Raw genomic sequence first — 24,530 nt, 5'->3', positions numbered from 1 at the left:
CTCTTCTGGCCTGAGCGCCGGTGTTCGGCTGGTCTCAGCATCCGGCCGCGCTGCGGCGAAGGCATCGGCAGTTCTACTGATTTGAGTGAGCTCTTTCACAGGACACGGTGATGCTGGGCCTTCGAGGACTCAGCGCAATCAGGCCTCAGAGTGGGTGTCTTGGAACGCCGCTCGTCCGCCACGTGCGCCTGAGCGCGCAGCGATTTGTGGGTCATGGGGTCCCCAGCGTGCTGACCGCGCGATGCTAATCTCGGGCCATGCCGGTTCGTCACACTCGCCGCGCCCGCGCTGCGCGCCGGCGGAGCAGACGCGTCGCCGCCTCGGGCAGCGACCTGACTCAGGAGCAGTGGTTCCGCATCCTTGAGGCCTGGGCATGCTGTGCCTACTGCGGCACCGAGGGCGCTCCGCTCCAGAAGGACTGTGTCTCCCCCATCTCGCGGGGTGGCCGCTACACGCTGGAGAACGTCGTGCCGGCCTGCGCGTCCTGCAATGCGAGCAAGTCCAACGACGAGGTCACCTCCTGGATACGACGACGACGGCTCGACGAGCCGGCGTTCCTGCGACGGTGGGTCGAGATCACCCGCGCGCTGCGCGCGCAGGACGCGCCGAGCTGATCACGTCGCGTCCCCGAACCCATGTCATGGGGCGCTGAGGTCGGCGTGCTCGAAGGCTCGCGCCCGTGTCCCACCCCTGTGACAGAGTGGTCACGTGAGCATCTCCAGCACGAACACAGCCCGCCCTGACTCCTCCGCCGCCGAGCGTGATCCGGCCTTCTACACCGAGGCCCGCGAGCGCCTGGCCGCCCTCGCCGGAGCCGAGGTGGACTTCCGGGACGGCCAGTTCGAGGCGATCTCCGCGCTGGTCCAGGATCGACGCCGGGTGCTGGTGGTACAGAAGACCGGCTGGGGAAAGTCAGCGGTCTACTTCCTCGCCGCGCACCTGCTGCGCAGCCGCGGACGCGGGGTCAGCCTGATCGTCTCCCCGCTGATCGCGCTGATGCGTGACCAGATCGCCGCCGCCACTCGCGCCGGGGTGCGCGCCCAGGCGGTCAGCTCGGCGAACGCCCACGAGTGGGACTCCATCATGGAATCCCTGCGCAACGACGAGCTCGACGTGCTGCTGATCTCCCCAGAACGCCTGGCCAACCCGCGCTTCCGCGACGAGGTGCTCCCCGGGCTGCTGCAGCGCATGGGCATGCTCGTGGTCGATGAGGCGCACTGCATCTCCGACTGGGGTCACGACTTCCGGCCGGACTACCGGCGGATCGGGGAGATCGTGCGCAACCTCCCCGCCGAGGTCCCGGTGCTGGCCACCACCGCCACTGCGAACTCCCGGGTGGTCGATGACATCGCTGCCCAGCTCACCCCTGCGGGGGAAGCCTCGGGCGAAGCCGCCGCAGCTCAGGAGCCTGATCAGGAGGTCATGGTGCTGCGCGGCACGCTCAGCCGCGAATCCCTGCGCCTCGGCGTGCTCTCGCTGCCGGATTCCGAGCAGCGCATCGCCTGGCTGACCCAGCACCTGAAGGACCTCACCGGCAGCGGGATCGTCTACGCGCTGACCATCTCCCAGGCCACCGATCTCGCCGCGCACCTCAATGCCCACGGCTATCAGGTCGCGGCCTACACCGGGCAGACCGACCCGGATGAGCGCCAGCAGCTGGAGCAGGCGTTGAAGGACAACACCGTGAAGGCCCTGATCGCGACCAGCGCGCTGGGCATGGGATTCGACAAACCCGACCTCGGTTTCGTGGTCCACCTCGGCGCCCCCTCCTCCCCGGTCTCCTATTACCAGCAGATCGGCCGTGCCGGACGCGCCGTGGACAGCGCCGACGTGCTGCTGATGCCCGGCAAGGAGGACATCCGGATCTGGGAGTACTTCGCCCAGGCCTCGATGCCCACCCAGGAGCGCGCCGACGCCGTGCTCGGAGCCCTCTCCCCGGAGACCACGCTCTCGGTCGCCAAGCTCGAGGCCATGGTGGAGATCCGCCGCTCCCCGCTGGAGCTGCTGCTCAAGGTCTTAGAGGTCGACGGCAGCGTCCGCCGGGTCTCCGGCGGCTGGCTCTCCACCGGGCGCCCCTGGACCTACGACGCCGAACGCTATGACACCATCCTGGCGATGCGCCGGGCCGAGCAGCAGCTCATGCTCGACTACGAGCGGCTCCCCGCCGGGGTCTGCCGGATGGTCTTCCTGGCCCATGCCCTCGACGACGAGGAGGCCCAGCCCTGCGGTCGCTGCGACACCTGCGCAGACACCTGGTTCCCGCACGACGTCTCCCAGTCCGCGCTGTCCGAGGCCAAGGACAGCCTGGACCGGGTCGGTCTGGAGATCGCCCCACGCAAGCAGTGGCCCACCGGGCTCAACGCCCTGGGCATCGGACTCAAGGGCAAGCTGCCGGCGGAGGCGCAGGCCCAGCCCGGACGGGCCCTCGCCCGGCTGAGCGACCTCGGCTGGGGCACCCCGGTGCGCGAGGCGCTCCAGGGCGCCGACGCCGAGGTCTCCGAGCAGCTGGTGCGCGGAGCGATCCGGGTCCTGGCTGAATGGGGCTGGGCGCGGCGACCCGACGTCGTCGTCTCGATGCCCTCACGGAGGCATCCGGTGCTGGTGGACTCCATCGCCCGGGCGCTGGCCCAGGTCGGACGGCTGCCCTACGCGGGGGCACTGGAGTGGGCCGAGGGTGGCCCCACGAGCACTCCGGACACCAACAGCGCCTTCCGGCTGGCCGGACTGCTGGGGAAGTTCGCGGTGCCCTCGGCGCTTGCCGAGCAGATCGACGGCGCCTCGGTGCTGCTGGTCGATGACGAGGTCGTCTCGCGCTGGACGCTCACCGTGGCCGCCCGGGAGCTGCGCGGCGCGGGGGCGGCCGAGGTGTTGCCCTTCGCACTGGGCATGCGTGGCTGATCCGGGCTGATCCGAGCCGCCTCCGCGTGCTGCTGCGCGGGCGGTGATCCTGGATACTCCCAGGTCCAGCCACCAGGATGAGGACCATTGCCGGAGGTCAGCTACCGGCCACCGGCAGCCCCTGAGGAAGGACCACCTGTGAACTCGCAGACCCCGCACACCGCCCACGAGCCCTCAAACACGCACCGCTCGGTCTGGCTGGACAGCTACTCCCCCGAGTCCATCCCGACCGACTCCTTCACCGAGGGTGCGCACTATGACACCGTCGTCGCCGGAGCCGGGCTGACCGGGTTGACCACGGCGGTGCTCCTGGCCCGAGCCGGGCACAAGGTCGCGGTGCTCGAGGCCCGGGCGGTCGGCGTCGTCGCCACCGGCAACACCACCGCGAAGCTCTCGCTGCTCCAGGGCACCACCCTCTCCGACATCCGCAAGCACCACTCGGCTGAGGTGCTCCAGGCCTATGTGGACGGCAACCATGAGGGTGTTTCCTGGTTGGTGCGCTACATGCAGGAACACGGGGTGCCGTATCAGCAGCGCACGGCCTACACCTATGCCACCACCGAATCCGGCCTCTCCGCCGTGGACGCGGAGTTCGCCGCCTGCCAAGAGGCTGGGCTGCCGGTGACCTGGACCGATCAGACCGATCTGCCGTTCGAGGTCAGCGGGGCCGTGGCCCTGGCAAAGCAGACCCAGTTCCACCCCATGGAGGTGCTGGCCGCTCTGGCCGCCGAGCTGCGCGAACGCGGCGGGGAACTCATCGATGGCGTGCGGGTGACCGGGGCAACCTCGAACGGACCTGACGGTGACTCAGCAGGCACAGGTGCCGCAGCAGGATCCCACTCGGGAACTCCGCGGGCCTCTGCCGAGGACGACACCGAGGGCTCCCCGCTGGACCCGGCGGTGGATGAGGCGCCGCTGACCATCGAGACCTCACAGGGACCGGTGACCGCGGGTCGACTGATGCTCGCCACCGGGGTCCCGGTGCTCGATCGCGGCGGCTACTTCGCCAAGCTCAAGCCCCACCGCTCCTACGCGATGACATACCGGGTGCCCGGGGCTCCGGTCAGCATCCCGAAGGGCATGTACCTCAGCGCCGACACCCCAGGCCGGACCCTGCGCACCGTCCCGGTCCATGGCGAGGAGCTGCTGCTGATCGGCGGCAACGACCACGGAGTCGGCCGGTCACCCTCAGAGCGCGCCGCCGTGGATGACCTCGAGGCCTGGACGCAGGAGCATTTCCCCGGCGCCCAGCGCACCCACGTCTGGTCCGCCCAGGACTACCGCACGGCGCAGTACATCCCGTTCTTCGGCACACTGCCCCGCGGCGGCGGTAAGATCTACCTGGCCACCGGATACAACAAGTGGGGCATGTCCAACGCGGTGGCCGCCGCCCTGGCCATCTCTGCGCAGATCCTCGGCGGGCATATGGCCTGGGCCGAGACGCTGAGCGCACGTGCGGTCACACCCTCCGATGTGTTCACCGGGATCAAGGACAACCTCGAGGTCGGCGGAACCCTGGTGGCCGGCTGGGTCGGCGCCGAGCTTCACGCCCTGCCCGAGGATCTCCCTGCCGAGGGCGAGGGCCAGGTGGGCCGCGATCACGGGAAACCGGTCGGGGTCTCCACCGTGGACGGTCAGACCTGCAAGGTCTCCGCCGTCTGCCCCCACCTGGGTGGGGTGCTGAAGTGGAACGACGCGGCCCTGTCCTGGGACTGCCCGCTGCACGGCTCGCGCTTCGCCGCCGACGGGGAGCTGCTGGAAGGACCTGCGGTCACGAATCTCTCGCGACGGTGAAGACCGAGGGTTCATCGACCTGGAAGTCCCGCGGGTAGGAGGCCTGGGCGCCCACGCGAGTGGTTGCCGAGGCAGCAAACCGGGCGGCGATGGCTGATGCCGTCTCCAGGCTGTCCCCGCAGGTGATCCGCCCGAGCAGGGCGCCGGTGAACGCGTCACCCGCGCCGCTGGTGTCGACTGCCTGGACCTCCACGCTGGGCACCTGGACCGTCGCGTGGCCGCAAGCGTGGATGCTCGCCCCGGCCGCCCCGCGGGTGACGATCAGGGTCTCCAGGCCCAGCGCGGCTGCGAGGTCCTCAGGCTGAGAACCAGGCTCCGCCGCGCCGGCACCGGCCAACAGCGCGGCGGCTTCACCCTCGTTGACGATCACCAGGTCCACATCGCGCAGATCCAGCGGCTGCCCCGGTGACGGGGACGCGTTCAGCGCGACCTTGACCCCCGCAGCGCGGGCCCGCGCGGCGGTCTCCAGGACGGTGGCCAGCGGGACCTCCAGGCTGAGCAGGATCCACTCCGCCTTCTCCAGCAGGTGCTGCGGGCAGTCCTGCGCCCGGAGTTCCGCGTTCGCGCCGGGGACCACCACGATGGTGTTCTCCCCGTCGGTGCGCACGGCGATGAACGCCGTCCCCTGAGCCGCGCGGCCCGGGGTGACGGCGTCGACGTGCACCCCGACCTCGCGCAGCGAGCGCACCGCCTCGGCGCCGGCGGCGTCGGACCCGCAGCGCGCGATCAGATGCGCCCGGGCGCCGACCATCGCGGCGGCCACGGCCTGGTTCGCGCTCTTGCCGCCGGTGGCGGTCTCCGAGCCGGTGGCCAGCAGCGTCTCTCCAGGCTGCGGGAACTCCGGAAGCTGCGCGGTGATGTCCCGGTTCACCGACCCCATGACCAACAGCGTCATCTCTGTCCTCTCAGGGCCGCAGCCAGTTCGTGGAGAACGGGGGCGGCGGCCACGCTGCTCAGGAGAGCGAGAGGAAGAGCTTCTCGAGCTCCTCCACGGTCAGCCCGTCCTCGGTCTCTGCGGCACGCTCAGGGTCGGTGACGCAGAACTGCATCGCCGAGGAGACCACGCTGAACCCAGCCCGGTCCAGGGCGGTGGACACCGCCGCGAGCTGGGTGACCACATCGCGGCAGCTGCCGCCGTTCTCCACGGCGTTGATCACCGAGTCCAACTGACCGCGGGCCCGCTTCAGACGGTTCACGATCTTGCGCTGAGTCTCCGGATCGGCTTCTCTCATGGTTCTCTCCCTGCTCCTCGCACTGATTGGTCTCTATGATGCCAGCTGATCGCCGCGCCGGCGGTAGAACAAGGTCCCGAGCAGCGCCACGATGGCCACTGCTGCACCCACGCCGTAGGCGAGCGGCAGCTCCTGAAGGAACACCACCACGCCCATGGCCAGCACCAGATACCCGAAGGCCTTCTTCAGCGCCTTCTCCGGAACGTGCTTGCCGATCGCGGTCCCGATCAGGGCGCCGATCACGGTGATCACCGTGATGATCAGCACCGGACCCCAGTCGATGCTCACCGAGGTCAGATAACCGGCGAGTCCGGTGAAGGACTTCATCGAGATGATCAGCAGCGAGGTGCCCACCGCGGCGGGCATCGAGAGCCCACCCAGCAGCACCAGCGCCGGGACCACCAGGAAACCTCCCCCGGCGCCGACCATGCCAGTCACCAGCCCGACCACGAGTCCTTCGATGATGATCTTTCCCAGCGGCAGCTTCTTCCGCGGCGCCCCGGCCGGCTTGGCCCGGCGGTCCAGGATCATGGCCAGCGCGGTGGCGACCATCATGATGCCGAAGGCCACCATCAGCACGACGCCGGGCAGCCGGCTCCCCAGCAGTCCGCCGCCGAAGGCTCCCGCCATTGCGGCTCCGCCGAAGATGAATCCGGTGCGCCACTGGACGTTGCCCCGCTTGGCGTGAGCGACCACGCTGACCGCCGAAGTGACTCCGATGATGAACATCGAAGCGGCGATCGCTTCCTTCGGCGGCATCCCGGCCACATACGTCAGCAGCGGGACCGCCAGGATGGTGCCCCCGCCGCCGAGCAGGCCCAGCGATATGCCGATCCCGACGGCGAGGATCATCGCCAGGATGAGGCCGGTGCTCACCCCCGCGGCGCCTGGATCTGGGTGGAGCGTGGGATCCCCGCCAGGAACTTCTCGACGGTCGGGTCAGCTTCCACCTTGTTCCACGGCATCTTGTTCAGCGCCGCGGCCATCGCACAGGAATCGGTGAGCGCGGAGAAGGTCAGCCCGGCACCGATCGCGCCGGCCAGGTAGCCGACCTTCGGTGAGATCAGCTTCCCGCCCAGGAACCCGGTGAGCACCAGCGACCCTGCGACCATCCGGACCTGACGGTCCATGGCCCAGCGCTGCTGACCACGGTGCGTGTGCTGGCTGTGCTGTGCTTCCATAGCGACGACGCCGCCCTCGAGCACCCGTGCGGAGTCCACTCCTGCGGCGCGCAGGTGCTGCAGGGCCTGGTTGGCGCGGTTGCCGGTCTGGCAGATCAGCACCACCTCGCAGTTGAACTGCTCGGCCAGGGTCTCCTTGTTCTTCTGCAGCAGATCCAGCGGGACGTTGTGGGACCCGGGGACCCGCAGCGACTCATGCTCCGCGGGGGTGCGGACGTCGACGAGCAGCGGGGCGTCCTGTGAGCGGAGCTTCTCGGCAAGTTCGGTGGGGCTCATCGGGGATGCGGCCGCCGTCGTCGTCGGGGTGGTGGTCGTGGTGGTGTTAGCCATAGGGCTGGTGGTTCCTCTCGAGAAGTGTGCGTTTCTTGTCAGACCAGAACAGCTGGTCAGTGCGATGTGTTCCAGTCCGACCAGCCGGCGTAGCTGCCGACGAGTTCGCGAACGTCGTGGCCGGCCCGGCGCAGCGCGCTGGCTGCCACGGAGTTCCGGACACCGGACTGGCAGTATGTGACGATCGGGCCGCTGGCAGGCAGCTGATCCTGGTGCCACAGCACGCGTCCGGCGCTGAGCTGCTTGGAGCCGGGGACGTGGCCTGCGGAGTGCTCGGACTTGTTGCGCACATCCAGCAGCAGTGCCGGCTCGAAGTCTTCCAGCTCTGCGGGGGTGATGGTGGCGGGCTGGGTCTGCGGCAGGTCAGCGAGGCTGATCGTGTAGCCCTTGACCGCATCGATGCCGACTCGCATCAGGTGGTTGCGCATGTCCTCGGCCTGATCCTGATCCTCGGCCAGGAGGATCAGGGGCTGCTGCTCCTTCTCCGGGTCGTAGGCCCAGGCGCCGTAGCTGGCGAACTTGCCGCCGGCGGGGATGTTCAGTGCGGCGAGGACGGTGCCCTTCTTGACCTCGTCGTTGGTGCGGGTGTCCACGAAGATCGCACGGTCCTCTTCCAGTGCGCTGCGCACCTGGTCCGAGGTGAAGGCCTGCAGCGGGCTCAGCGGGCCGAGCACTGCGGGGCCTTCCTTGTTCTCGCGCTTCATCCGACCGAAGTAGGCGTGCGCGTCTGGCTGGCCGTCGAGGAGCTCATCGATGAAGCCCTGCTCGTCGTCGTTGCGCAGGTGCTTGCCCCACCAGGCGTTGGTGCGCTCGTAGCCGACCGTGGTGGCAGGCAGCGCGCCCAGCGCCTTGCCGCAGGCGCTGCCGGAGCCGTGGCCGGGGTAGACCAGCACGTGATCGGGCAGGGTGAGGAACTGTTCCTTCAGGCTGCGGAAGAGCTGCTTGGCCCCCTCGAAGCGGGTGTCCACTCCCCCGGCTGCCTCATCGAGCAGGTCGGGGCGGCCGAGATCTCCGGCGAAGACGAAGTCTCCCGAGATCATGTAGCCGGGATCGTTGCTGAAGGCGCCGTCGGTCACCAGGAACACCAGGTGTTCGGGGGTGTGACCGGGAGTGTGGCGGGCCTCGATGGTGATGTTGCCCAGGGTGATCTTGTCCCCGTGGTTCAGTCGGGTGGCGTCGAAGCCGTACTGCCAGTCCTCGCCGCCTTCGCCGGAGACGTAGGCTTCCGCGTCAGCCGCGGCTGCCAGCTCGCGGGTGCCGGAGAGGTAGTCGGCGTGAATGTGGGTCTCGGCCACGGCGGTGATGCGCATGCCGTGGCGCTCGGCGAGCTCGAAGTATTCGCTGTTGTCGCGGCGGGCGTCGATGACGATGGCCTCACCCTTGGACTGGCAGCCGATGAAGTAGCTGGCCTGGGCGAGGTCCTCGTCGTAGATCCGTTCGAGAAGCATGAGATCCCTTCCTGTGAAAGTCAATGGATACCCCGGGGGGTATGTTCCCACTCTGACACATACCCCCTGGGGTATACAAATCTGCGTGGGTCAACCCGATTTCTGGTCGGCCCCGGTGTGCCGTGTGTGCGCCGCATGTGCGGTCGTGTGCGCGGTCGCGTGTGATCTGAGAGACGAAGTTCACACGGAGGAAACATGAGCCGGTACGCTGGTGATCTGCCCTCCCCCGGGACCGCCGAAGCGGCGACCTGCGCGCGGACGCAGCAATCTTGTGTATCTACCTGATTCCAGCGACAGCCCTCGGGCACGTCGGCGGGGTCAAGGCGGCACTGAGCACGCCAGAGCCGACACCGGAGGATCCCCACATGCCCGCGAAGAAGCACGACGCCGAGCAGCCGCGCGCCGCCCAGACCGACGCCCAGCCTGAGAGCCCCTCCGCGGCGGGGTCGCCGGCCGCAGGGTATGCGGCAGCGGAGATCCCGGCGGCAGGGTCGCCGGCTCCCGCGACGGCCCGCGAGACTGCCTCCAGCTTCCCCGGCGCCGACCCGCAGCCGACGCTGCGCGGCGTCGTCGGTCCCGCCTACTTCCCGGTGGCCCTGCTCGCCCGCTTCCCCTACGCGATGATGGTGGTCGGGGTGCTCACCTTGGTGGTGGCCGCTCGGGACTCGATCAGCCTGGGCGGACTGACCTCAGCCATGGTGGGTCTGGGCACAGCGATCTTCGGCCCGCTGATCGGGGCCGCGGCAGACCGCTGGGGGCAGCGCCGGGTGCTGCTGATCGCCGGATCCGCCAGCAGCCTTTCGCTGCTCGCCATGGCCTGGGTGGTGTACAGCCCCCTCGGCACCTGGGCCGTGCTGATCTCGGCCTTCCTGGTGGGCGCCACCGCTCCGCAGGTCCCGCCGATGTCGCGCAGCCGCCTGGTAGGCGTGATCTTCCGCGAGCTGCCTCCGGCGCGCCAGCAGAAGACGATGAACTCGACCATGGCGTATGAGTCCGCGGCCGATGAGATCACCTTCGTGTTCGGCCCGGTCATCGTCGGTCTGCTCGCCGCGACCCTGGGTGGGGCGGCTCCGATGATCGGCGCCGCGATCCTGACCCTGTGCTTCCTGATCACCTTCGCGCTGCACCGCACGGCCGAGGCGGTGCCCAAGAACGCCGCCACCCACCAGGAACCCGCGCCGGTGAGGGCCCTGTTCGCGCCGCGGCTGCTTGTGCTGATGGCCGGGGCACTGGGCATCGGGCTGATCTTCGGTTCCACGCTGACCACGCTGACCTCCTTCATGGCCGACCTCGGCTACGCCGAACGCGCCGGACTGGTCTATGGCGCCATGGGCATCGGCTCGGCGGTCTTCGCCCTCGCCGCGGCCCTGTTCCCGGCCAGCTTCAGCCTTCAGGCGCGCTGGCTGAGCTTCGGCGGGGTGCTGCTGCTGGGCACCATCGGGCTGCAGTTCGCCTCCGCCCTGCCGGTTCTGCTGCTGGTGCTGCTGGTGATGGGGGTCGGCATCGGCCCGACCCTGGTCACCCAGTTCAGCCTGGTGGCCGAACGCAGTCCGCGCGGTCGCTCCACCACGGTGATGTCCCTGCTGACCACGGCGATCGTGATCGGACAGTCCTCCTCCTCGGCGATCACCGGGTACCTGGCTGAGAGCTTCGGCACCCAGACCGCGGCCCTGGTCCCGCTGGTCGCAGCGCTGCTGATCATTCTGGCCGCAGTGGGCAACGCGCTGGGCGTGAGCAACGCGCGGGACTACTCGGGAGACTACTCAGGCCACTGATCCTCGGCCGGGACAGCACCAGCGGGCGCGGGCAGCGGGCGCGGGCCGGGGTGTGCGCCGCTGGAACCGAAGCTCGCTCATCCATTGGTCGATCCAGGGGATTCTGAGGCGCTTTCGAGGCCCGAAAGTCCCTTGAATCGACCACTCGATGCAACGGGCGGCTCCCACGGCGGGACCAAGCGGCAGGAGGCCCTCGGAAGAAGGCCCGGCGCACAAAAACGGCCGGCGAGGCCCCGAAAGGGAACCTCACCGGCCGTCCTGGTGGCTCAGCTTCTCAGCTGGAACCGATCAGCAGAAAACCGATCACGCGTCGTCGTTGCTGGACTCCGAGGAGCCATCACCTTCGACGACGGGGGCCAGGCTGAGCTTTCCGCGGTCATCGACCTTGGAGATCTCGACCTGGATGCGCTGGCCGACGCTGACAACGTCTTCGACGTCGTCCACGCGCTTGCCCTCGTTGAGCTTGCGCAGCTCGGAGATGTGCAGCAGGCCATCCTTGCCCGGGGTCAGCGAGATGAACGCGCCGAACGTGGTCAGCTTGACCACGGTGCCCAGGTACCGCTCGCCGATCTCAGGGACCTGCGGGTTGGCGATCGCGTTGACCGCGGCGCGGGCTGCCTCAGCAGCTTCGCCGTTGGTCGCGCCGATCAGCACGGTGCCGTCATCCTCGATCGAGATGTCGGTGCCGGTGTCCTCCTGGATCTGGTTGATCATCTTGCCCTTCGGGCCGATGACCTCGCCGATCTTGTCCACGGGGACCATCACCGAGATGATGCGCGGTGCGAACTCGGACATCTCATCCGGGGTGTCGATGGCAGCGGCCATGACGCTCAGGATGTGCAGGCGAGCCTCGCGGGCCTGCTTCAGCGCTGCGGAGAGCACCGAGGCCGGGATGCCGTCGAGCTTGGTGTCCAGCTGGATGGCTGTGACGAACTCGGAGGTGCCGGCGACCTTGAAGTCCATGTCGCCGAAAGCATCTTCGGCGCCGAGGATGTCGGTCAGGGCGGCGTAGCGGGTCTCACCGTCGACCTGGTCGGAGACCAGGCCCATGGCGATGCCTGCCACCGGAGCCTTCAACGGCACACCGGCGTTGAGCATGGACAGCGTCGAGGCGCAGACCGAACCCATCGAGGTGGAGCCGTTGGAGCCCAGGGCCTCAGAGACCTGGCGGATCGCGTAGGGGAACTCCTCGCGGGAGGGCAGCACCGGGGTGATGGCGCGCTCTGCGAGAGCACCATGTCCGATTTCGCGGCGCTTGGGCGAACCCACGCGGCCGGTCTCACCGACCGAGTACGGCGGGAAGTTGTAGTTGTGCATGTAGCGCTTGGTCTTCACCGGCGACAGCGAGTCGATGTTCTGCTCGAGCTTAAGCATGTTCAGCGTGGTGACACCCATGATCTGGGTCTCGCCGCGCTCGAAGATGGCCGAGCCGTGCACGCGGGGAAGGACCTCGACCTCGGCGGTGAGCTGGCGGATGTCCGTCAGACCGCGTCCGTCGATGCGGACCTGATCGCGCAGGATCCGCTGGCGGATGACCTGCTTGGTCACTGCGCCGAAGGCCTTGGCGACCTCGCCGCCGCGACCCTCGAACTGCTTGCCCTCGCCGGCGAGATCCTCGCGGACCTCGGCCTTGAGCTCGGAGTCCGCCGCGTCGCGCTCCTGCTTGTCGGCGATCTGGTAGACCTTGCTCAGACGCTCGGAGGCGGAGGACTCCACCGCTGCCAGCACGTCGTCCTCGTAGTCCACGAAGGTCGGGACGTCGATGGCAGGCTTGGCGGCGCGAGCTGCCAGGTCTGCCTGCGCGTCGCAGAGGACCTTGATGAACGGCTTTGCCGCTTCCAGACCCTCGGAGACGATGTCCTCGGTCGGGGCGGTGCGGCCCTGCTCCTTGATCAGCTTCCAGGAGTCATCGGTGGCTTCGGCCTCGACCATCAGCACGGCGATGTCGTCATTGACGACCCGACCGGCGACGACCATGTTGAACACGGCGTCCTTGAGCTGCGAGTGCTTCGGGAAGGCCACCCACTGGGCGCCGGATCCGTTGTCGATGAGCGCCACGCGCACTGCACCGATCGGGCCGGAGAACGGCAGACCGGAGAGCTGGGTGGACATCGAGGCGCCGTTGATGGCGACCACGTCGTAGAGGTCATCCGGGTTGATCGAGAGCACGGTCTCCACGACCTGGACCTCGTTGCGGATGCCCTTCTTGAACGCGGGGCGCAGCGGGCGGTCGATCAGGCGGCAGGCCAGGATCGCGTCGGTGGAGGGGCGACCCTCGCGACGGAAGAAGCTGCCGGGGATGCGACCTGCGGCGTACATGCGCTCTTCGACGTCGACCGTCAGCGGGAAGAAGTCGAAGCCCTCACGGGGGGACTTGCCCACCGTGGTGGCCGAGAGCAGCGTGGTGTCTTCGTCCATGGTGACCAGGACGGAACCGGCGGCCTGCTTGGCGAGGCGGCCGGTCTCGAAGGAAATCGTGCGTGTACCGAATGATCCGTTGTCGATCACGGCTTCGGTGTAGTGAATCTCGGGACCCTGCATTACAGGTGTCTCCTCTCAGTTGCGTGCATTACTGGCGAGCCAGTGAGAGGAAAGGATCTGCGTACATATGGTCGGTCATCGATCGAAGCCCACGGGCCTGGCACGTCTCGTGCCTCCCGGAGGCTACTACCGAGGACCGGAACATATGAGTTCGATCCCTCTCACTGGCGGGAGCGCCACCCACTATCCTCGCATACAAAGCAGGCGGCTCCTACGGCCGTGAAGACCGTGTGAGGAGCCGCCTGTTTCGTTGCTTGGTGATCAGCGTTTGACGCTGAAGCTCATCGGCGAATACCGAGACGCTTGATCAGCGAACGGTAGCGCTCGATGTCCGTAGCAGCAAGGTACTTCAGCAGACGACGACGGCGACCCACCAGGATCATCAGACCACGACGGGTGTGGTGATCATGCTTGTGCACCTTCAGGTGCTCGGTGAGGTCGGAGATCCGACGCGTCAGAACCGCAACCTGAACCTCGGGTGAACCAGTGTCACCCTCGGAAGTTGCGTACTCCTTGATGATCTCCTGTTTGACAACGGGATCTAAAGCCATGGAAGAGCTCCTTCATTGTTGTACCGCGAACAGGACCGGGCTTTGCCCCAAAAGGGCCAGGGACCAGTGTCAGCCACCGCGGACTGCAGCATGACGATGTCGCCGAAGCGACCTTTCTACGATACAGGAGCCCCCGGCACACGTGAAACGCTGGTGTGCAGCACGGTGAGGTACGGCAGCGCCACCGGCTCCCCCGGGGTCAGGGCGAGGTGCTCGTCCAGGTACCAGTCCAGGTTGCTCCGGCGCCGGGCCCGTGCGGACTCATCGGCGGAGAGCCAGGAGCTCAGCGTGGTCCCGAGCTCGCGGATCTGCTCCGGCGTGATCCCCCGCTCCCAACGCGTCAGCGTGGTCTCCCAGGCGCTGAAGTGGGCGGGGTCCACCAACGGGGTCCAGCCGGGCCGGTAGACGTCCCCGGCGCGCATGATCCTGGTCAGCCGGTGCACCCAGGGCACAGAGGTGTCCAGGTAGTTGGCCAGCACGGCGAGCACTCCGTGCGGGCGCAGGATCCGGCGCACCTCCTCCTGGACCAGGTCGTCATCGAACCAGTGCCAGGCCTGGGCGGCGACGACGACGTCGCAGCTCGCCTGGCTGAGTCCGGTCGCCTCCGCCGTGCTCAGGTGGACCTGCAGCCGGGGGTCCTCGTGGCCGGGCTCTTTGCCAGGTTCGTGGCGAGGCTCGGGGTCGGGCTCTTGCCCGGGCTCGAGGCCAAGCTCGCGGCCAGGCTGATTGCGCTGCTGCTGATCGGCGCTGCGGGCGCGCAGCACCTCGGTCATCGCCGCTGAGGGTTCCACCGCATGCACCCGGGCTCCGCGGGCCAGCAGCTCCCGGGTGAGGATCCCGGTGCCGGCTCCGAGCTCGGCGATCACCGGCTCCGCGGGGGAACCGGAGTGCCCCGCCGTCTCGAGCAGCTGATCCAGCAGCGCCTGCGGGTAGCGCGGGCGCAGCGCGTCATAGCGCCAGGCCTCCTCGAGCGAGGTGTCATCGGTGAAGGCGGCGCCGAGCCGGCGGCGGCGCTCAGGGTCGGTGATCAGCGCCTGCTGAGCGGGGCGGGGCTTGGGGCGGGAGGGCACCGGTGGGACCCGGAGCTACTCGGCGCGGAGCCGGGCGAGGACCTCGCGGGTCTGCTCCACGTCCAGGTACATCTGTTCCACCAGCTTGGCCACACCCTTGTAGGCGACCATTCCGCGCAGCCGTTCGACGAACTCCACCCGCACGTGCTGGCCGTAGAGGTCGAAGTCCTCCACCGCCTCGGTGGGACGGTCGATCACGTGGGATTCCACCACGCGCTCCACGCCATGGAACGTGGGATTCGAACCCACGGAGATCGCGGCGGGCCAGCGGGCGCCGGCCGCGTCGACCAGCCAGCCGGCGTAGATGCCGTCGGCGGGGATCATGCCCTCGGAGTCACGGCCCAGGTTCGCGGTCGGGAAGCCCAGGTCACGTCCGCGGGCTGCCCCGTGGACCACTTCGCCGAGCACCGCGTGGGGGCGGCCGAGCACCTCGGCGGCGGCCGCGACGTCCCCGGCGTCGAGGGCCTCTCGCACCCAGGTCGAGGAGCAGCGGCGCTCGGTCTCGGCCACTGAATGTCCGGTCAGCGCAAAGTCGTCCACGCCGAGCACCGCGAAGCCGTAGCGACGGCCGAGTTCGACCATGGTCTCGAAGTTCCCGGAGTTTCCGCGGCCGAAGCGCACGTCGTGGCCGATGACCACCACGGCGGCGTTCAGCGTGTCCACGAAATAGGTCTTGACGAACTCCTCAGGCGTCAACCCGGCGAGGTCGAGGTTGTAGTGCAGCACCAGCAGCGCGTCGATGCCGGTCTCGGCCAGGCGCTGAAGCTTCTCCGCGGTGCCGGTGAGCATCACCGGGGACTCCTCGGGGCGGTGGACCTGCAGCGGGTGCGGGTCGAAGGTGATCGCCACGGCCTGAGGGTGCGGATGCTGGCCGGGCTCGGCCTGCTCGTGGGCGGCGGCGACCAGGCGGGTGAGGACCTCCTGGTGGCCCAGGTGGACGCCGTCGAAGTTGCCGATGGTCACTGCGGTGGGTCCGAGCCCGCGGGGGACTTCTTCAAGACCATTCCAGAACTGCACGTCAGTCAGTTTATCGCTCATCCTGCGGTGTCCCGCGCGGCCTCGGTGCCGGGACGGTGCCGCAGCAGCCAGAACAGGCCGATGAACGGCAGCAGCAGCGGCACGAATCCGTAGCCCTCACCGAAGTGGGACCACACGGTGGCCTCGTTGAACAGCTCCGGATCCAGGTAGGTCCAGAGGCCGACGGCGAGCACGCCGGTGAGCTCCAGCAGCACCGCGATCAGCGCCACCAGCCAGGCGCGGGGCCCGATCTTGGCCAGGGCCAGGCTGGCGACGATGTAGACCGTCGCGGCGAAGGCGCTGAGTGAGTAGGACACCGGGGAGGCGTCGAAGTCGGTGAGGATCTGATACAGCGCCCGGGCGAAGGAGGAGACCGCGAAGATGCCGTAGGCGGTGATGATCAGCATCCCGACTCCGCGGTTGCGCGGGGTCGGTGAGGCGTTGCCCGGCGTCTCCTGCGGCGATTCGGTCATAGCGCGCTTCCCCACCAGATCTCCTCCAAGCGGTAGACCATCACGAATACGACGAGCCCGACGAAGCTCATCACCAGGTTGGACCAGCGGGTCTTGTCGATCATGGCCCAGATGAACACTCCGACCGGCAACAGGAGTGCAGTGAGAATATAACCCCAGAACTCCCAGGCCTCGCCGGAGACCGAGGCGCCGCCGAGCTGCCGGATCCCGGCGTAGATGCCGTAGGCGATCAGGTAGAGCTCGATGGCGGCCAGCGAGATGATCGAGGAGTCCGCGGGGTGATCCCGGGCGGCGGTCATCACCCAGCAGACCAGCACGGAGAGCCCGCAGACGAAGGCGCCTATGAGGAACATCACCGTCATCCGGCGGTTCCCCCCGCCTGTGTGCCCTCAGCTTCGGGACCTCGGGTGCTGGTTCCGGCAGCCGGAGCACCGGACCCAGAGGCCTGGCCTCCGGAGGCCCGGGCTCCGGAGTCAGCCGATCCGCCGCCGGTGGTGATCAGGAAGACCAGCTCGGGCTTGGCCTGGTAGTCGGTGGATCCAGAATCCGCCGCGTGGGCGGCGTCCGGGGAGGCCGAGGCGCCCTTCTTGGCGGGCACGTCGGCCAGCAGCGCGACCAGCTTCCCATCGGGGGCGAAGGCGGCGGTGAGCTGCGGGTCCACGCCGGTGCCGGAGGCGGTGATCCGCCGGCCATAGCCGAGGTTCTCCACCTCTTGGAGCGTGAGCTGACGTTTCGGGAAGAGCTGCTCGGCGGCCTCAGCCAGGCCGATATAGCCGAAGTCCTCCCCCAGCTGGTCCAGGGTCAGGGTCTGGTCGATGCTGTAGGAGCCCACCGCGGTGCGGCGCAGCGCGGTGAGGTGACCTCCGACGCCGAGCGCCTCACCCAGGTCCCGGGCCAGGGCGCGCACGTAGGTGCCGGAGGAGACCCGGACCTCGATGTCGACGTCGACCAGCTTGCCGCCGTCGATCCGCCGGACGTCGAAGACCTCGAAGTGGTGCACGGTGACGCTGCGCGACTTCAGCGCGACCTCCTCGCCGGCGCGGACCCGGGCATGGGCGCGCTGGCCGTCCACCTTGATCGCCGAGACCGTGGCGGGGACCTGCTGGATCGCACCGGTGAGCTCTGCGACCTCGGCCATGATGGCCGCCGGGGTCACCGCATTGGCGAACCTGCTCTGCAGGACCTCGCCCTCGGCGTCGTCGGTGGAGGTGGACTGGCCCAGCCGCACGGTGGCGGTGTAGGTCTTGTCCACCCCGACGATATGGGTGAGCAGCCTGGTGGCACGGTTGATCCCGACCACCAGGACCCCGGTGGCCATCGGATCCAGGGTGCCGGCGTGGCCCACTTTGCGGGTCCCGGCGAGCTTGCGGATCCGTCCGACCACGTCATGGCTGGTCAGGCCGGCCGGCTTGTCCACCAGGACAAGTCCGGAGCCGACCTCCAGCTCTTCAGGCTTCTGCTTCTTGCCCATGGGTGTTCCGCCTCAGCTTCCGTGCGCTCAGCGATCCGCGGAGCTGGACCGGCCGGCGTCCTCGGAGCTGGAGCGTCCGGCGTCCTCGGATGCGGCCGGCTCCTCCTCGACCTGCCAGCGGTAGGGCTTCTCCTCCGAGGCGGGCTGGGCGTCCTTGCGCAGGGCTGCGACCTGTTCGTCCTGCTCCCGGGCCTTGCGCAGCAGGTCCTCCATGTGTGCGGCCGACTCTGGGATCTCGTCGGCGACGAACTCCAGGGTCGGGGTCAGCCGTATGTTCAGCTGCCGGCCGAGCTCGTAGCGCAGCGTGCCCTGGTTGGCGGCCAGGACCGCCTCGGCTCCGGCTCGGGACTCCTCGTCCGGGGCCATGACGGTGTAGTACACCGTGGAGTGCTGGAGATCATTGGTCACTCGGGCGTCGGTGACCGTGATCAGCTCTGCGCGCTCATCCTTGACCCGGCGACGCAGCGCCTCGGCCACGATCACCTTGATGCGCTGCGCCAGTCGTGCGGCGCGTGCTGGATCTGCCATGATGCGCTCCTTTCAAAAAACTTCTGGGTCCCGGACCCGGTCTCGCGCTGCGGCGTCACCGGGTGGGTATGGTCTGCGGACAACTCCGGGGACCCCGCCTGTGGCAGGGTCCCCGGAGCGCTCACCGGTAGAACCGGCGGGCCTGGTCAGGAGCGCGGGATCTCGCGCATCTCCCAGGTCTCGATGCTGTCACCTTCGCGGATGTCGTTGAAGGATCCGAGGCCGATGCCGCACTCGAAGCCGTCGCGGACCTCGGTGGCGTCGTCCTTGAACCGCTTGAGCGACTCGATGGTGAGGTTCTCTGCCACCACGTTGCCATCGCGCACCAGGCGCGCCTTGGCGTTGCGGCGGATGAGACCGGAGCGGACGATCGAACCGGCGATGCTGCCGAACTTCGAGGAGCGGAAGACCTCGCGGACCTCCGCGGTGCCCAGTGAAGCCTCTTCGTACTCGGGCTTCAGCATGCCCTTCAGGGCTGCCTCGATGTCGTCGATCGCCGCGTAGATGACCGAGTAGAAGCGCATGTCCACGCCTTCACGCTCGGCCAGGTCATTGACGCGCTCCGCAGGACGGACGTTGAAGCCGATGATCACTGCGTTGTCCACAGTGGCCAGGTTCACGTCGTTCTGCGTGATCGCACCGACGCCGCGGTGGATGACGCGCAGCTGCACATCGGCACCCACATCGATCTTGAGCAGCGCATCTTCCAGGGCCTCCACGGCACCGGAGACGTCGCCCTTGAGGATGAGGTTGAGCGTGTCGATCTTGCCGTCGGCCACAGCCTGGTCGAAATCTTCCAGGCTGATCCGCTTGCGGCGCTTGGCCAGCTGAGCGTTGCGCTCCACCGCCTCACGCTTCTCAGCGATCTGGCGAGCGGTGCGGTCATCGGAGGTGGACAGGAAGGTGTCACCGGCGCGAGGCACCGAGGACAGACCCAGAACCTGCACCGGCCGAGAGGGCACGGCCTCCTTGACGGTCTCGCCGTGCTCGTCGAACATGGCGCGGACTCGTCCGTGGGCGGTGCCGGCGACCATGTTGTCACCGACCCGCAGCGTGCCCGACTGAACCAGCACAGTGGCCACGGCGCCGCGACCCTTGTCCAGGTTCGCTTCGATGGCCACGCCGCGAGCTGCCTTGTTCGGGTTCGCGGTGAGCTCCAGGGCTGCGTCTGCGGTGAGCAGCACGGCCTCGAGGAGCTCGTCGATGTGCAGGTGCTTCAGCGCGGAGACGTTGACGAACATGGTGTCGCCGCCGTACTCCTCGGGAACCAGACCGTATTCGGCCAGCTGACCGCGGACCTTGTCCGGGGAGGCGCCTTCCTTGTCCATCTTGTTGACCGCGACGACGACCGGCACGTTGGCGGCCTTCGCGTGGTTCAGCGCTTCGATGGTCTGGGGCATGACGCCGTCATCGGCGGCCACGACCAGCACCGCGATGTCGGTGACCTTCGCACCACGGGCACGCATGGCGGTGAACGCCTCGTGACCGGGAGTATCGATGAAGGTCAGGCCGCGCTCGACGCCCTCGTGCTCGACGTGGACCTGGTAGGCACCGATGTGCTGGGTGATGCCGCCGGCTTCGCCTTCGGTGACCTTCGCGCTTCGGATGGAGTCCAGGAGTCGGGTCTTGCCGTGGTCGACGTGACCCATGACGGTCACGACGGCGGCACGTGCGAACAGCTCCTCGGAGCTCTCGGCTGCCAGCTCATCTTCGATGTTGATGTCGAAGGTGTTCAGCAGCTCGCGGTCCTCGTCCTCCGGGGAGACGATCTGGACCGGGTAGCCCAGCTCCTCACCCAGCAGGTGGAAGGTCTCTTCGTCGAGGGACTGGTTGGCGGTGGCCATCTCACCGAGCTTCATCAGCACGGTGACCATCGCTGCCGGCTCGGCATTGATCTTCTCGGCGAAGTCGCCCAGCGAGGAGCCGCGACGCAGCCGCACGACGGTGGTGCCGTCTCCCTTGGGAACGCGCACACCGCCGATCTCGCGGGACTGGCGCTGCTCCATCTCCTGGCGCTTTGCGCGCTTGGACTTGCGAGCCTTGGCCTTGGAGCCGCCGCGACCGAAGGCGCCTGCTGCGCCGCCACGACGAGGACCGCCGCCGCGACCGCCGCGTGGCGGACCACCGGCAGGCGCACCCGGACGACCACCGGCGGGCGCCGGGGCCTGGCTGGGCATCATCGAGGGCTTGGGACCGCCCGGACGTGCCGGTGCGGGGCGGGCTGCGCCGCCTGCTGCGGGAGCACCTGGGCGTGACCCGGCCGCACCTGCTGGGCGGGGTGCGCCCGGACGCGGTGCGCCACCGGGGGCACCCTGACCGCCGCGGGGGCGGGGGCCGCCGCCGCGCTCGGTGCGCATGCCCTGCTGGGGTGCGAACGGGTTGTTGCCCGGGCGCGGACCGGCCGGCTTGGGTCCGGGGCGGGGGCCTCCGGTGCCGCCGGGACGTGGGGCCTGGCGCTCGGCGCCCATGCCCTGGCTCGGTGCGTAGGGGTTGTTGCCCGGGCGGGGACCGCCGGGCTTGGATGCTGATCCGGCGGGCTTGGATGCCGGCTTCTCAGACGGTGCCTCGGTGCTCGCAGCGGGCTTCTGCTCGGCCTTCGGCGTCTCAGCCTTGGGAGCTTCGGCCTTCGGCGCCTTGGGGGCAGCGGCGGCCGGAGCTTCGGGCTCGGGGGCGGCAGCAGGCTTCGGTCCGGGCCGGGGCCCGGGCTTGAATCCGCCGGGCCGAGGCGCGGAGGAACCTGTCGCGGCCGGGCGGGCCGGGGCCGAGCTGTCAGCGGCGGGCTCGGAGGCCGCGTCGGACTGCTTCGGACCGGGACGAGCGGCGCCGTTGGACGCGGAGGCGTCGGAGGCTGGCTTGGCGTCAGGGAAGGCCTGACGCAGCTTCTTCGCCACCGGGGGCTCCACGGTGGAGGAGGGCGACTTCACAAATTCGCCCATGCCCTGCAGTTTCGCGAGGGCTTCTTTCGAGGTGATGCCGAGCTCTTTGGCGAGCTCGTGTACGCGGGCCTTGGCCACATTTCTCCTTAATCTGGCCCGCGCATTCCCACTGGCACCAGCGGGGCTGATGTCAGCGGTTCATCGGCGCAGGCCGTTTGAACTGTTCTGAAACCGTGACGGAGTTGCCGTGATGGGTCATCGCTGCGAACTCATGCGTCAGTCTTCATCGGGGATCCATCTCTCTGAACCCGCTTTCTGGCTTCCTCCACCTGATCCGCCGCATTGCTGCGAGGAGGGGCGATGTCAGCCGTTAGTGCCGATAATGTCGTGCAGATCGAGCGTCCTCGAATCCACGGTCCGGCGGAAGGCCCGGTTGAAGGCCTTGCGCTTGATCGCGGTCTCGAAGCACTCGCGCTGCGGGTGCAGCCAGGCGCCTCGTCCGGGAAGAACCCGGGCGGTGTCCGCCACCACCAGAGGCGGTGCTGGATCGGCGGTCTGGGCCACGTCGAGTGCGAGCCTTATTGCCTTGTCCTGCGCGACCTCACGACGACAGCCGATACAGGTACGCACTGGAACCATGACAGTCTACCCCTTCCGGCGGCGTCGAGCAGAAACGTCGGAGTCGGCGGCGCTCAGGGCGCCGCGAGGGTCGCGTCGGAGACGATGTCGATCCGCCAGCCGGTGAGCTTCGCGGCGAGCCGCGCGTTCTGACCCTCCTTGCCGATGGCCAGGGAGAGCTGATAGTCCGGGACCACGACCCGTGCGCTGCGCGTGGCCTCATCCAGGATGGTCACCGACTTCACCTTCGAAGGTGAGAGCGCGTGGGCGATGAACTCGGCCGCGTCGTCGGAGTGATCGATGATGTCGATCTTCTCGTCGTTGAGCTCGTTCATGACCGCCCGGACGCGGGAGCCCATGGAGCCGATGCAGGCTCCCTTGGCGTTGATCCCCGACTGGTGGGCGCGCACCGCGATCTTCGTGCGGTGCCCGGCCTCACGGGCGATGGCGGTGATCTCCACGGAACCGTCGGCGATCTCTGGGACCTCGTGCTCGAAGAGCTTCTTCACCAGGCCCGGGTGTGAGCGGGAGAGCGTGATCGAGGGCCCGCGCATGCCGCGGTGGACGTCGACGACGAAGGCTCGGATCCGGTGACCGTGGACGTACTCCTCACCGGGCACATGCTCCTGTGGGGGCAGCAGCGCCTCGACGCTGCCCAGATCCACCTGGATCATCTTGGGGTTGCGGCCCTGCTGGATGGTGCCGGAGATCAGCTCGCCCTCGCGGCCCTTGAACTGGCCCAGGACCTGATCGTCCTCGGCGTCGCGGATCCGCTGCATGATCACCTGGCGGGCGGTGGAGGCCGCGACCCGGCCGAAGTCTCTGGGGGTGTCGTCGAACTCCCCGATGAAGGTGCCGTCCTCGTCCTGCTCCTTGGCCCAGACCGTGACGTGTCCCGTGGACTGATCGATCTCGGCACGGGCGTGCTGCAGTGCTCCGGGCGATTTGTGGTAAGCCAGCACCAGCGCCTGTTCGATGGCGGGGATCAGCCGCTGCAGCGGGATCTCGCGCTCTTTGACAAGCATGCGCAGTGCGCTCATATCGATATCCACTTGTGCCTCCGGTTAAGCCAGTATCTACTGCGTATGGGAAAACTCTACCTGCACTCGTGCCTGGTCGATGGCCGAGAGATTGATCCGTGCGGGGTCTCCGTACTTCACCGGCATCCCCTTCTTGGGGCTCGGCTTCTGCTCGACCACGGTGATGGCGCCGTCCTCGATCGACTGGAGCCGGGCCAGGATCGGGCTGTGCCCAGTCTGGGTGATCTCCAGCAGCCGCCCCAGATTGCGCTCGAAGTGCCGCTGTGTGGTGAGCGGGCGGGTCGCACCGGGGGTGGAGACCTCCAAGTCGTAGCGCTCCAACTCGGGAAGGACGTCGTCCTCGTCGAAGCGGGCGGAGATCGCCTGGGAGAGTTCGGCGATGGTGTCCAGATCCACCTGTTCGGTGCCGGTGAGCAGATCCACCGAGAGCTTCAGCGTGGTGGTGGACCCGTTGGCGACGAGCTCGATCTCTTCGAGGTACAGCCCCTGGGCGGTGATCGTGTCAGTGATCAGCTCGGCGATCTTTGCGGTGCGGGCGTCCTTGAAGCGCTGATCGCCGGTGGGGCGGGGGGCGGTGGCCATGACGGTCCTATCAGTGGTGGTCTGCGGTGCGTCTCTATTGTGCCTGAGACTCAACGCACCGCCTACCGGCCGATGTGCTGAGGCGGCAGTGGGCCGGGTGGTGGGGTGGTACCAGCGGCTCAGCGGCTCAGCGGCTCAGCGGCTCAGCGGCTCAGCGCAGCAGCTTGGCCTTGCCGGCCGCGAACTCTTCCTCGCTGAGAAGTCCGGATCGTCGCAGCTCGGCCAGCCGCTGCAGGTCATCGAGCAAGCTGGTGCCGCCCGAGGCAACGAGCGGTGCCGGTGTTGCGGGGGCGGGCGCAGCGGCATGGGCCAGCGCCGCCAGCGCGGCCGTCTCGATGCGCGCCTGCTGGTGGGCGGCAGAGTACTGCTCCTGCTCCTCACGGTCCTGGGCCCGGCGCTGTTCGTAGACGTCGACCTGGCCGGCCAGGGCCGGCGTGGCTCCAGCCAGCGCCGACGTGCGCGCAGCCAGTCCGATCAGGCCCGGGCGTCCTACGCGGTCCATCGTCATGGCGAGGTTCCTTCCACCGGGTCATAGAGATCGATGAGTGCATTGACCACCGGAGCAGGTATGTGCGCGCTGCGCAGCACCTGTGCCCGGCTCGGGGCGAGCCGCTCCGCCAGGGCAAGCTCGACTCTGAGCTCCAGTGCCAGCACTGCCGCGCAGGATCCGTGATCCAGCGGCGCGGCAAGGTCGGCGAGGTCCTCCTCACCGATCAGCCCCTCGGTCACGGGGTCGGGCCCCACTGTCGGGTCCAGCGGATCCAGGCCCGGCCGATCCAGGCCCGGTCGAGCCGGGCCCAGCCGATCCGGGCCCAGTCGAGCCGGACCCAGCCGATCCTTGCCCAGTCGAGCCAGACCCAGGAGGTCCCGGCTGGGGAGATCGAGCATCATCACCTCGCCGCTGTCGTTCTTGCTCACGGCGACCAGATCCAGCAGTCGGACCGTTCCGGAGGAGAGCATCTCCACCAACGGCGCCAGGCAGCCGGGTGCGGGCTGCTCGGTGTCGAAGACGATCAGATAGAGCTCCACTGGTCCATATCGGAAGTCGGACATGACCTCATCCTCTTCGGTGGTCTCCTTCGTTCTGGCAGAGTCCTGCAACGCA

General features: G+C 68.5%; 23 protein-coding genes. 4 read left to right on the top strand and 19 right to left on the bottom strand.

Translation table 11 applies throughout. The features are described 5' to 3' along the window. Positions 1-257 precede the first annotated feature (257 nt). From EV640_RS10930 to EV640_RS10920, 3 genes are all read left to right on the top strand, one after another. On the top strand, positions 258-614 hold the full coding sequence (locus EV640_RS10930) for an HNH endonuclease (protein WP_036473955.1): 357 nt from the start codon (positions 258-260) through the stop codon (positions 612-614). 100 nt (positions 615-714) lie between these two features. Then, the gene (locus EV640_RS10925; protein WP_208292200.1) at positions 715-2,898 is read left to right on the top strand and encodes a RecQ family ATP-dependent DNA helicase; all 2,184 of its coding nucleotides are present in this window, start codon (positions 715-717) and stop codon (positions 2,896-2,898) included. A 138-nt stretch (positions 2,899-3,036) separates the two neighbouring features. Continuing rightward, positions 3,037-4,692: an FAD-dependent oxidoreductase gene (locus EV640_RS10920; protein ID WP_051500879.1), complete on the top strand. Its 1,656-nt coding sequence runs from the start codon at positions 3,037-3,039 to the stop codon at positions 4,690-4,692. Here the strand turns inward: EV640_RS10920 and EV640_RS10915 are convergent. From EV640_RS10915 to EV640_RS10895, 5 genes are read right to left on the bottom strand one after another with little or no spacing between them, the layout of a single operon-like run. Continuing rightward, a complete protein-coding gene (locus tag EV640_RS10915; protein ID WP_133726423.1) occupies positions 4,670-5,587 on the bottom strand; it encodes a ribokinase in 918 nt (305 codons plus the stop codon). The genes EV640_RS10920 and EV640_RS10915 overlap by 23 nt on opposite strands. A gap of 58 nt (positions 5,588-5,645) precedes the next feature. Continuing rightward, positions 5,646-5,924 carry a metal-sensitive transcriptional regulator gene (locus EV640_RS10910; protein WP_036473958.1) on the bottom strand — a complete coding sequence of 93 codons (279 nt, stop codon included), beginning with the start codon at positions 5,922-5,924 and terminating at the stop codon, positions 5,646-5,648. A 33-nt stretch (positions 5,925-5,957) separates the two neighbouring features. Further along, positions 5,958-6,800, bottom strand: a complete 843-nt coding sequence (locus EV640_RS10905; protein WP_036473960.1) for a sulfite exporter TauE/SafE family protein — start codon at positions 6,798-6,800, stop codon at positions 5,958-5,960. After that, the gene (locus EV640_RS10900; RefSeq protein ID WP_133726422.1) at positions 6,797-7,435 is read right to left on the bottom strand and encodes a rhodanese-like domain-containing protein; all 639 of its coding nucleotides are present in this window, start codon (positions 7,433-7,435) and stop codon (positions 6,797-6,799) included. Before EV640_RS10900 ends, EV640_RS10905 begins: the two co-directional genes overlap by 4 nt. A 56-nt stretch (positions 7,436-7,491) precedes the next feature. Beyond that, the gene (locus EV640_RS10895) at positions 7,492-8,883 is read right to left on the bottom strand and encodes an MBL fold metallo-hydrolase (protein ID WP_036473961.1); all 1,392 of its coding nucleotides are present in this window, start codon (positions 8,881-8,883) and stop codon (positions 7,492-7,494) included. 365 nt (positions 8,884-9,248) lie between these two features. Here EV640_RS10895 and EV640_RS10890 point away from each other — a divergent pair, with 365 nt between their 5' ends. Next, positions 9,249-10,658 (top strand): MFS transporter, encoded by a 1,410-nt coding sequence (locus tag EV640_RS10890; protein WP_084479362.1) that lies wholly within the window; start codon positions 9,249-9,251, stop codon positions 10,656-10,658. Positions 10,659-10,961: 303 nt separating this feature from the next. Here EV640_RS10890 and EV640_RS10885 read toward each other — a convergent pair whose 3' ends face one another. The 14 genes from EV640_RS10885 to EV640_RS10820 form a co-directional block, all read right to left on the bottom strand. After that, complete coding sequence (locus tag EV640_RS10885) at positions 10,962-13,199, bottom strand: polyribonucleotide nucleotidyltransferase (RefSeq protein ID WP_036473964.1); 2,238 nt, start codon at positions 13,197-13,199, stop codon at positions 10,962-10,964. Positions 13,200-13,480: 281 nt separating this feature from the next. Further along, positions 13,481-13,750 carry a 30S ribosomal protein S15 gene (rpsO, locus tag EV640_RS10880; RefSeq protein WP_036473966.1) on the bottom strand — a complete coding sequence of 90 codons (270 nt, stop codon included), beginning with the start codon at positions 13,748-13,750 and terminating at the stop codon, positions 13,481-13,483. 116 nt (positions 13,751-13,866) lie between these two features. After that, the gene (locus EV640_RS10875; RefSeq protein WP_051500882.1) at positions 13,867-14,820 is read right to left on the bottom strand and encodes a class I SAM-dependent methyltransferase; all 954 of its coding nucleotides are present in this window, start codon (positions 14,818-14,820) and stop codon (positions 13,867-13,869) included. A gap of 15 nt (positions 14,821-14,835) precedes the next feature. Next, complete coding sequence (locus EV640_RS10870; RefSeq protein WP_036473968.1) at positions 14,836-15,858, bottom strand: bifunctional riboflavin kinase/FAD synthetase; 1,023 nt, start codon at positions 15,856-15,858, stop codon at positions 14,836-14,838. Next, entirely contained in the window at positions 15,855-16,310 is a 456-nt protein-coding gene (locus EV640_RS10865) for a hypothetical protein (protein WP_036473970.1), read from the bottom strand. The genes EV640_RS10870 and EV640_RS10865 overlap by 4 nt, the downstream gene beginning before the upstream one ends. Beyond that, entirely contained in the window at positions 16,307-16,672 is a 366-nt protein-coding gene (locus tag EV640_RS10860) for a hypothetical protein (RefSeq protein WP_051500883.1), read from the bottom strand. Before EV640_RS10860 ends, EV640_RS10865 begins: the two co-directional genes overlap by 4 nt. Next, positions 16,669-17,781, bottom strand: coding sequence for a tRNA pseudouridine(55) synthase TruB (truB, locus tag EV640_RS10855; protein WP_084479363.1), 1,113 nt, complete (start codon positions 17,779-17,781; stop codon positions 16,669-16,671). The genes EV640_RS10860 and truB overlap by 4 nt, the downstream gene beginning before the upstream one ends. 27 nt (positions 17,782-17,808) lie before the next feature. After that, positions 17,809-18,309 (bottom strand): 30S ribosome-binding factor RbfA, encoded by a 501-nt coding sequence (gene rbfA, locus EV640_RS10850; protein WP_036473971.1) that lies wholly within the window; start codon positions 18,307-18,309, stop codon positions 17,809-17,811. A gap of 146 nt (positions 18,310-18,455) precedes the next feature. Next, positions 18,456-21,323 carry a translation initiation factor IF-2 gene (infB, locus tag EV640_RS10845; protein ID WP_036473972.1) on the bottom strand — a complete coding sequence of 956 codons (2,868 nt, stop codon included), beginning with the start codon at positions 21,321-21,323 and terminating at the stop codon, positions 18,456-18,458. Positions 21,324-21,548: 225 nt separating this feature from the next. Continuing rightward, positions 21,549-21,824, bottom strand: a complete 276-nt coding sequence (locus EV640_RS10840) for a YlxR family protein (protein ID WP_051500884.1) — start codon at positions 21,822-21,824, stop codon at positions 21,549-21,551. A gap of 53 nt (positions 21,825-21,877) precedes the next feature. Further along, positions 21,878-22,855 (bottom strand): transcription termination factor NusA, encoded by a 978-nt coding sequence (gene nusA, locus EV640_RS10835; RefSeq protein ID WP_036473974.1) that lies wholly within the window; start codon positions 22,853-22,855, stop codon positions 21,878-21,880. A 24-nt stretch (positions 22,856-22,879) separates the two neighbouring features. Beyond that, a complete protein-coding gene (locus EV640_RS10830; RefSeq protein WP_051500885.1) occupies positions 22,880-23,425 on the bottom strand; it encodes a ribosome maturation factor RimP in 546 nt (181 codons plus the stop codon). 151 nt (positions 23,426-23,576) lie between these two features. Beyond that, positions 23,577-23,933 (bottom strand): SHOCT domain-containing protein, encoded by a 357-nt coding sequence (locus tag EV640_RS10825; RefSeq protein ID WP_036473977.1) that lies wholly within the window; start codon positions 23,931-23,933, stop codon positions 23,577-23,579. Then, on the bottom strand, positions 23,930-24,478 hold the full coding sequence (locus EV640_RS10820; RefSeq protein WP_133726421.1) for a DUF6325 family protein: 549 nt from the start codon (positions 24,476-24,478) through the stop codon (positions 23,930-23,932). The genes EV640_RS10825 and EV640_RS10820 overlap by 4 nt, the downstream gene beginning before the upstream one ends. Positions 24,479-24,530 lie beyond the last annotated feature (52 nt).

It is taken from the genome of Nesterenkonia aurantiaca, from assembly GCF_004364585.1.
Lineage (GTDB): Bacteria > Actinomycetota > Actinomycetes > Actinomycetales > Micrococcaceae > Nesterenkonia > Nesterenkonia aurantiaca.
This window is presented reverse-complemented; position numbering and strand designations above follow the sequence as displayed.

Excerpts from the sequence above, each read along its gene's own strand:
- EV640_RS10890 (WP_084479362.1), top strand. The coding sequence starts at position 9,249 with ATGCCCGCGAAGAAGCACGACGCCGAGCAGCCGCGCGCCGCCCAGACC.
- rbfA (WP_036473971.1), bottom strand. The coding sequence starts at position 18,309 with ATGGCAGATCCAGCACGCGCCGCACGACTGGCGCAGCGCATCAAGGTG.
- EV640_RS10830 (WP_051500885.1), bottom strand. The coding sequence starts at position 23,425 with ATGGCCACCGCCCCCCGCCCCACCGGCGATCAGCGCTTCAAGGACGCC.
- EV640_RS10870 (WP_036473968.1), bottom strand. The coding sequence starts at position 15,858 with ATGAGCGATAAACTGACTGACGTGCAGTTCTGGAATGGTCTTGAAGAA.
- EV640_RS10915 (WP_133726423.1), bottom strand. The coding sequence starts at position 5,587 with ATGACGCTGTTGGTCATGGGGTCGGTGAACCGGGACATCACCGCGCAG.
- EV640_RS10840 (WP_051500884.1), bottom strand. The coding sequence starts at position 21,824 with ATGGTTCCAGTGCGTACCTGTATCGGCTGTCGTCGTGAGGTCGCGCAG.
- EV640_RS10885 (WP_036473964.1), bottom strand. The coding sequence starts at position 13,199 with ATGCAGGGTCCCGAGATTCACTACACCGAAGCCGTGATCGACAACGGA.
- truB (WP_084479363.1), bottom strand. The coding sequence starts at position 17,781 with ATGGGCAAGAAGCAGAAGCCTGAAGAGCTGGAGGTCGGCTCCGGACTT.
- EV640_RS10900 (WP_133726422.1), bottom strand. The coding sequence starts at position 7,435 with ATGGCTAACACCACCACGACCACCACCCCGACGACGACGGCGGCCGCA.
- EV640_RS10820 (WP_133726421.1), bottom strand. The coding sequence starts at position 24,478 with ATGTCCGACTTCCGATATGGACCAGTGGAGCTCTATCTGATCGTCTTC.
- EV640_RS10860 (WP_051500883.1), bottom strand. The coding sequence starts at position 16,672 with ATGACGGTGATGTTCCTCATAGGCGCCTTCGTCTGCGGGCTCTCCGTG.
- EV640_RS10895 (WP_036473961.1), bottom strand. The coding sequence starts at position 8,883 with ATGCTTCTCGAACGGATCTACGACGAGGACCTCGCCCAGGCCAGCTAC.
- EV640_RS10825 (WP_036473977.1), bottom strand. The coding sequence starts at position 23,933 with ATGACGATGGACCGCGTAGGACGCCCGGGCCTGATCGGACTGGCTGCG.
- EV640_RS10910 (WP_036473958.1), bottom strand. The coding sequence starts at position 5,924 with ATGAGAGAAGCCGATCCGGAGACTCAGCGCAAGATCGTGAACCGTCTG.
- EV640_RS10865 (WP_036473970.1), bottom strand. The coding sequence starts at position 16,310 with ATGACCGAATCGCCGCAGGAGACGCCGGGCAACGCCTCACCGACCCCG.
- EV640_RS10930 (WP_036473955.1), top strand. The coding sequence starts at position 258 with ATGCCGGTTCGTCACACTCGCCGCGCCCGCGCTGCGCGCCGGCGGAGC.
- rpsO (WP_036473966.1), bottom strand. The coding sequence starts at position 13,750 with ATGGCTTTAGATCCCGTTGTCAAACAGGAGATCATCAAGGAGTACGCA.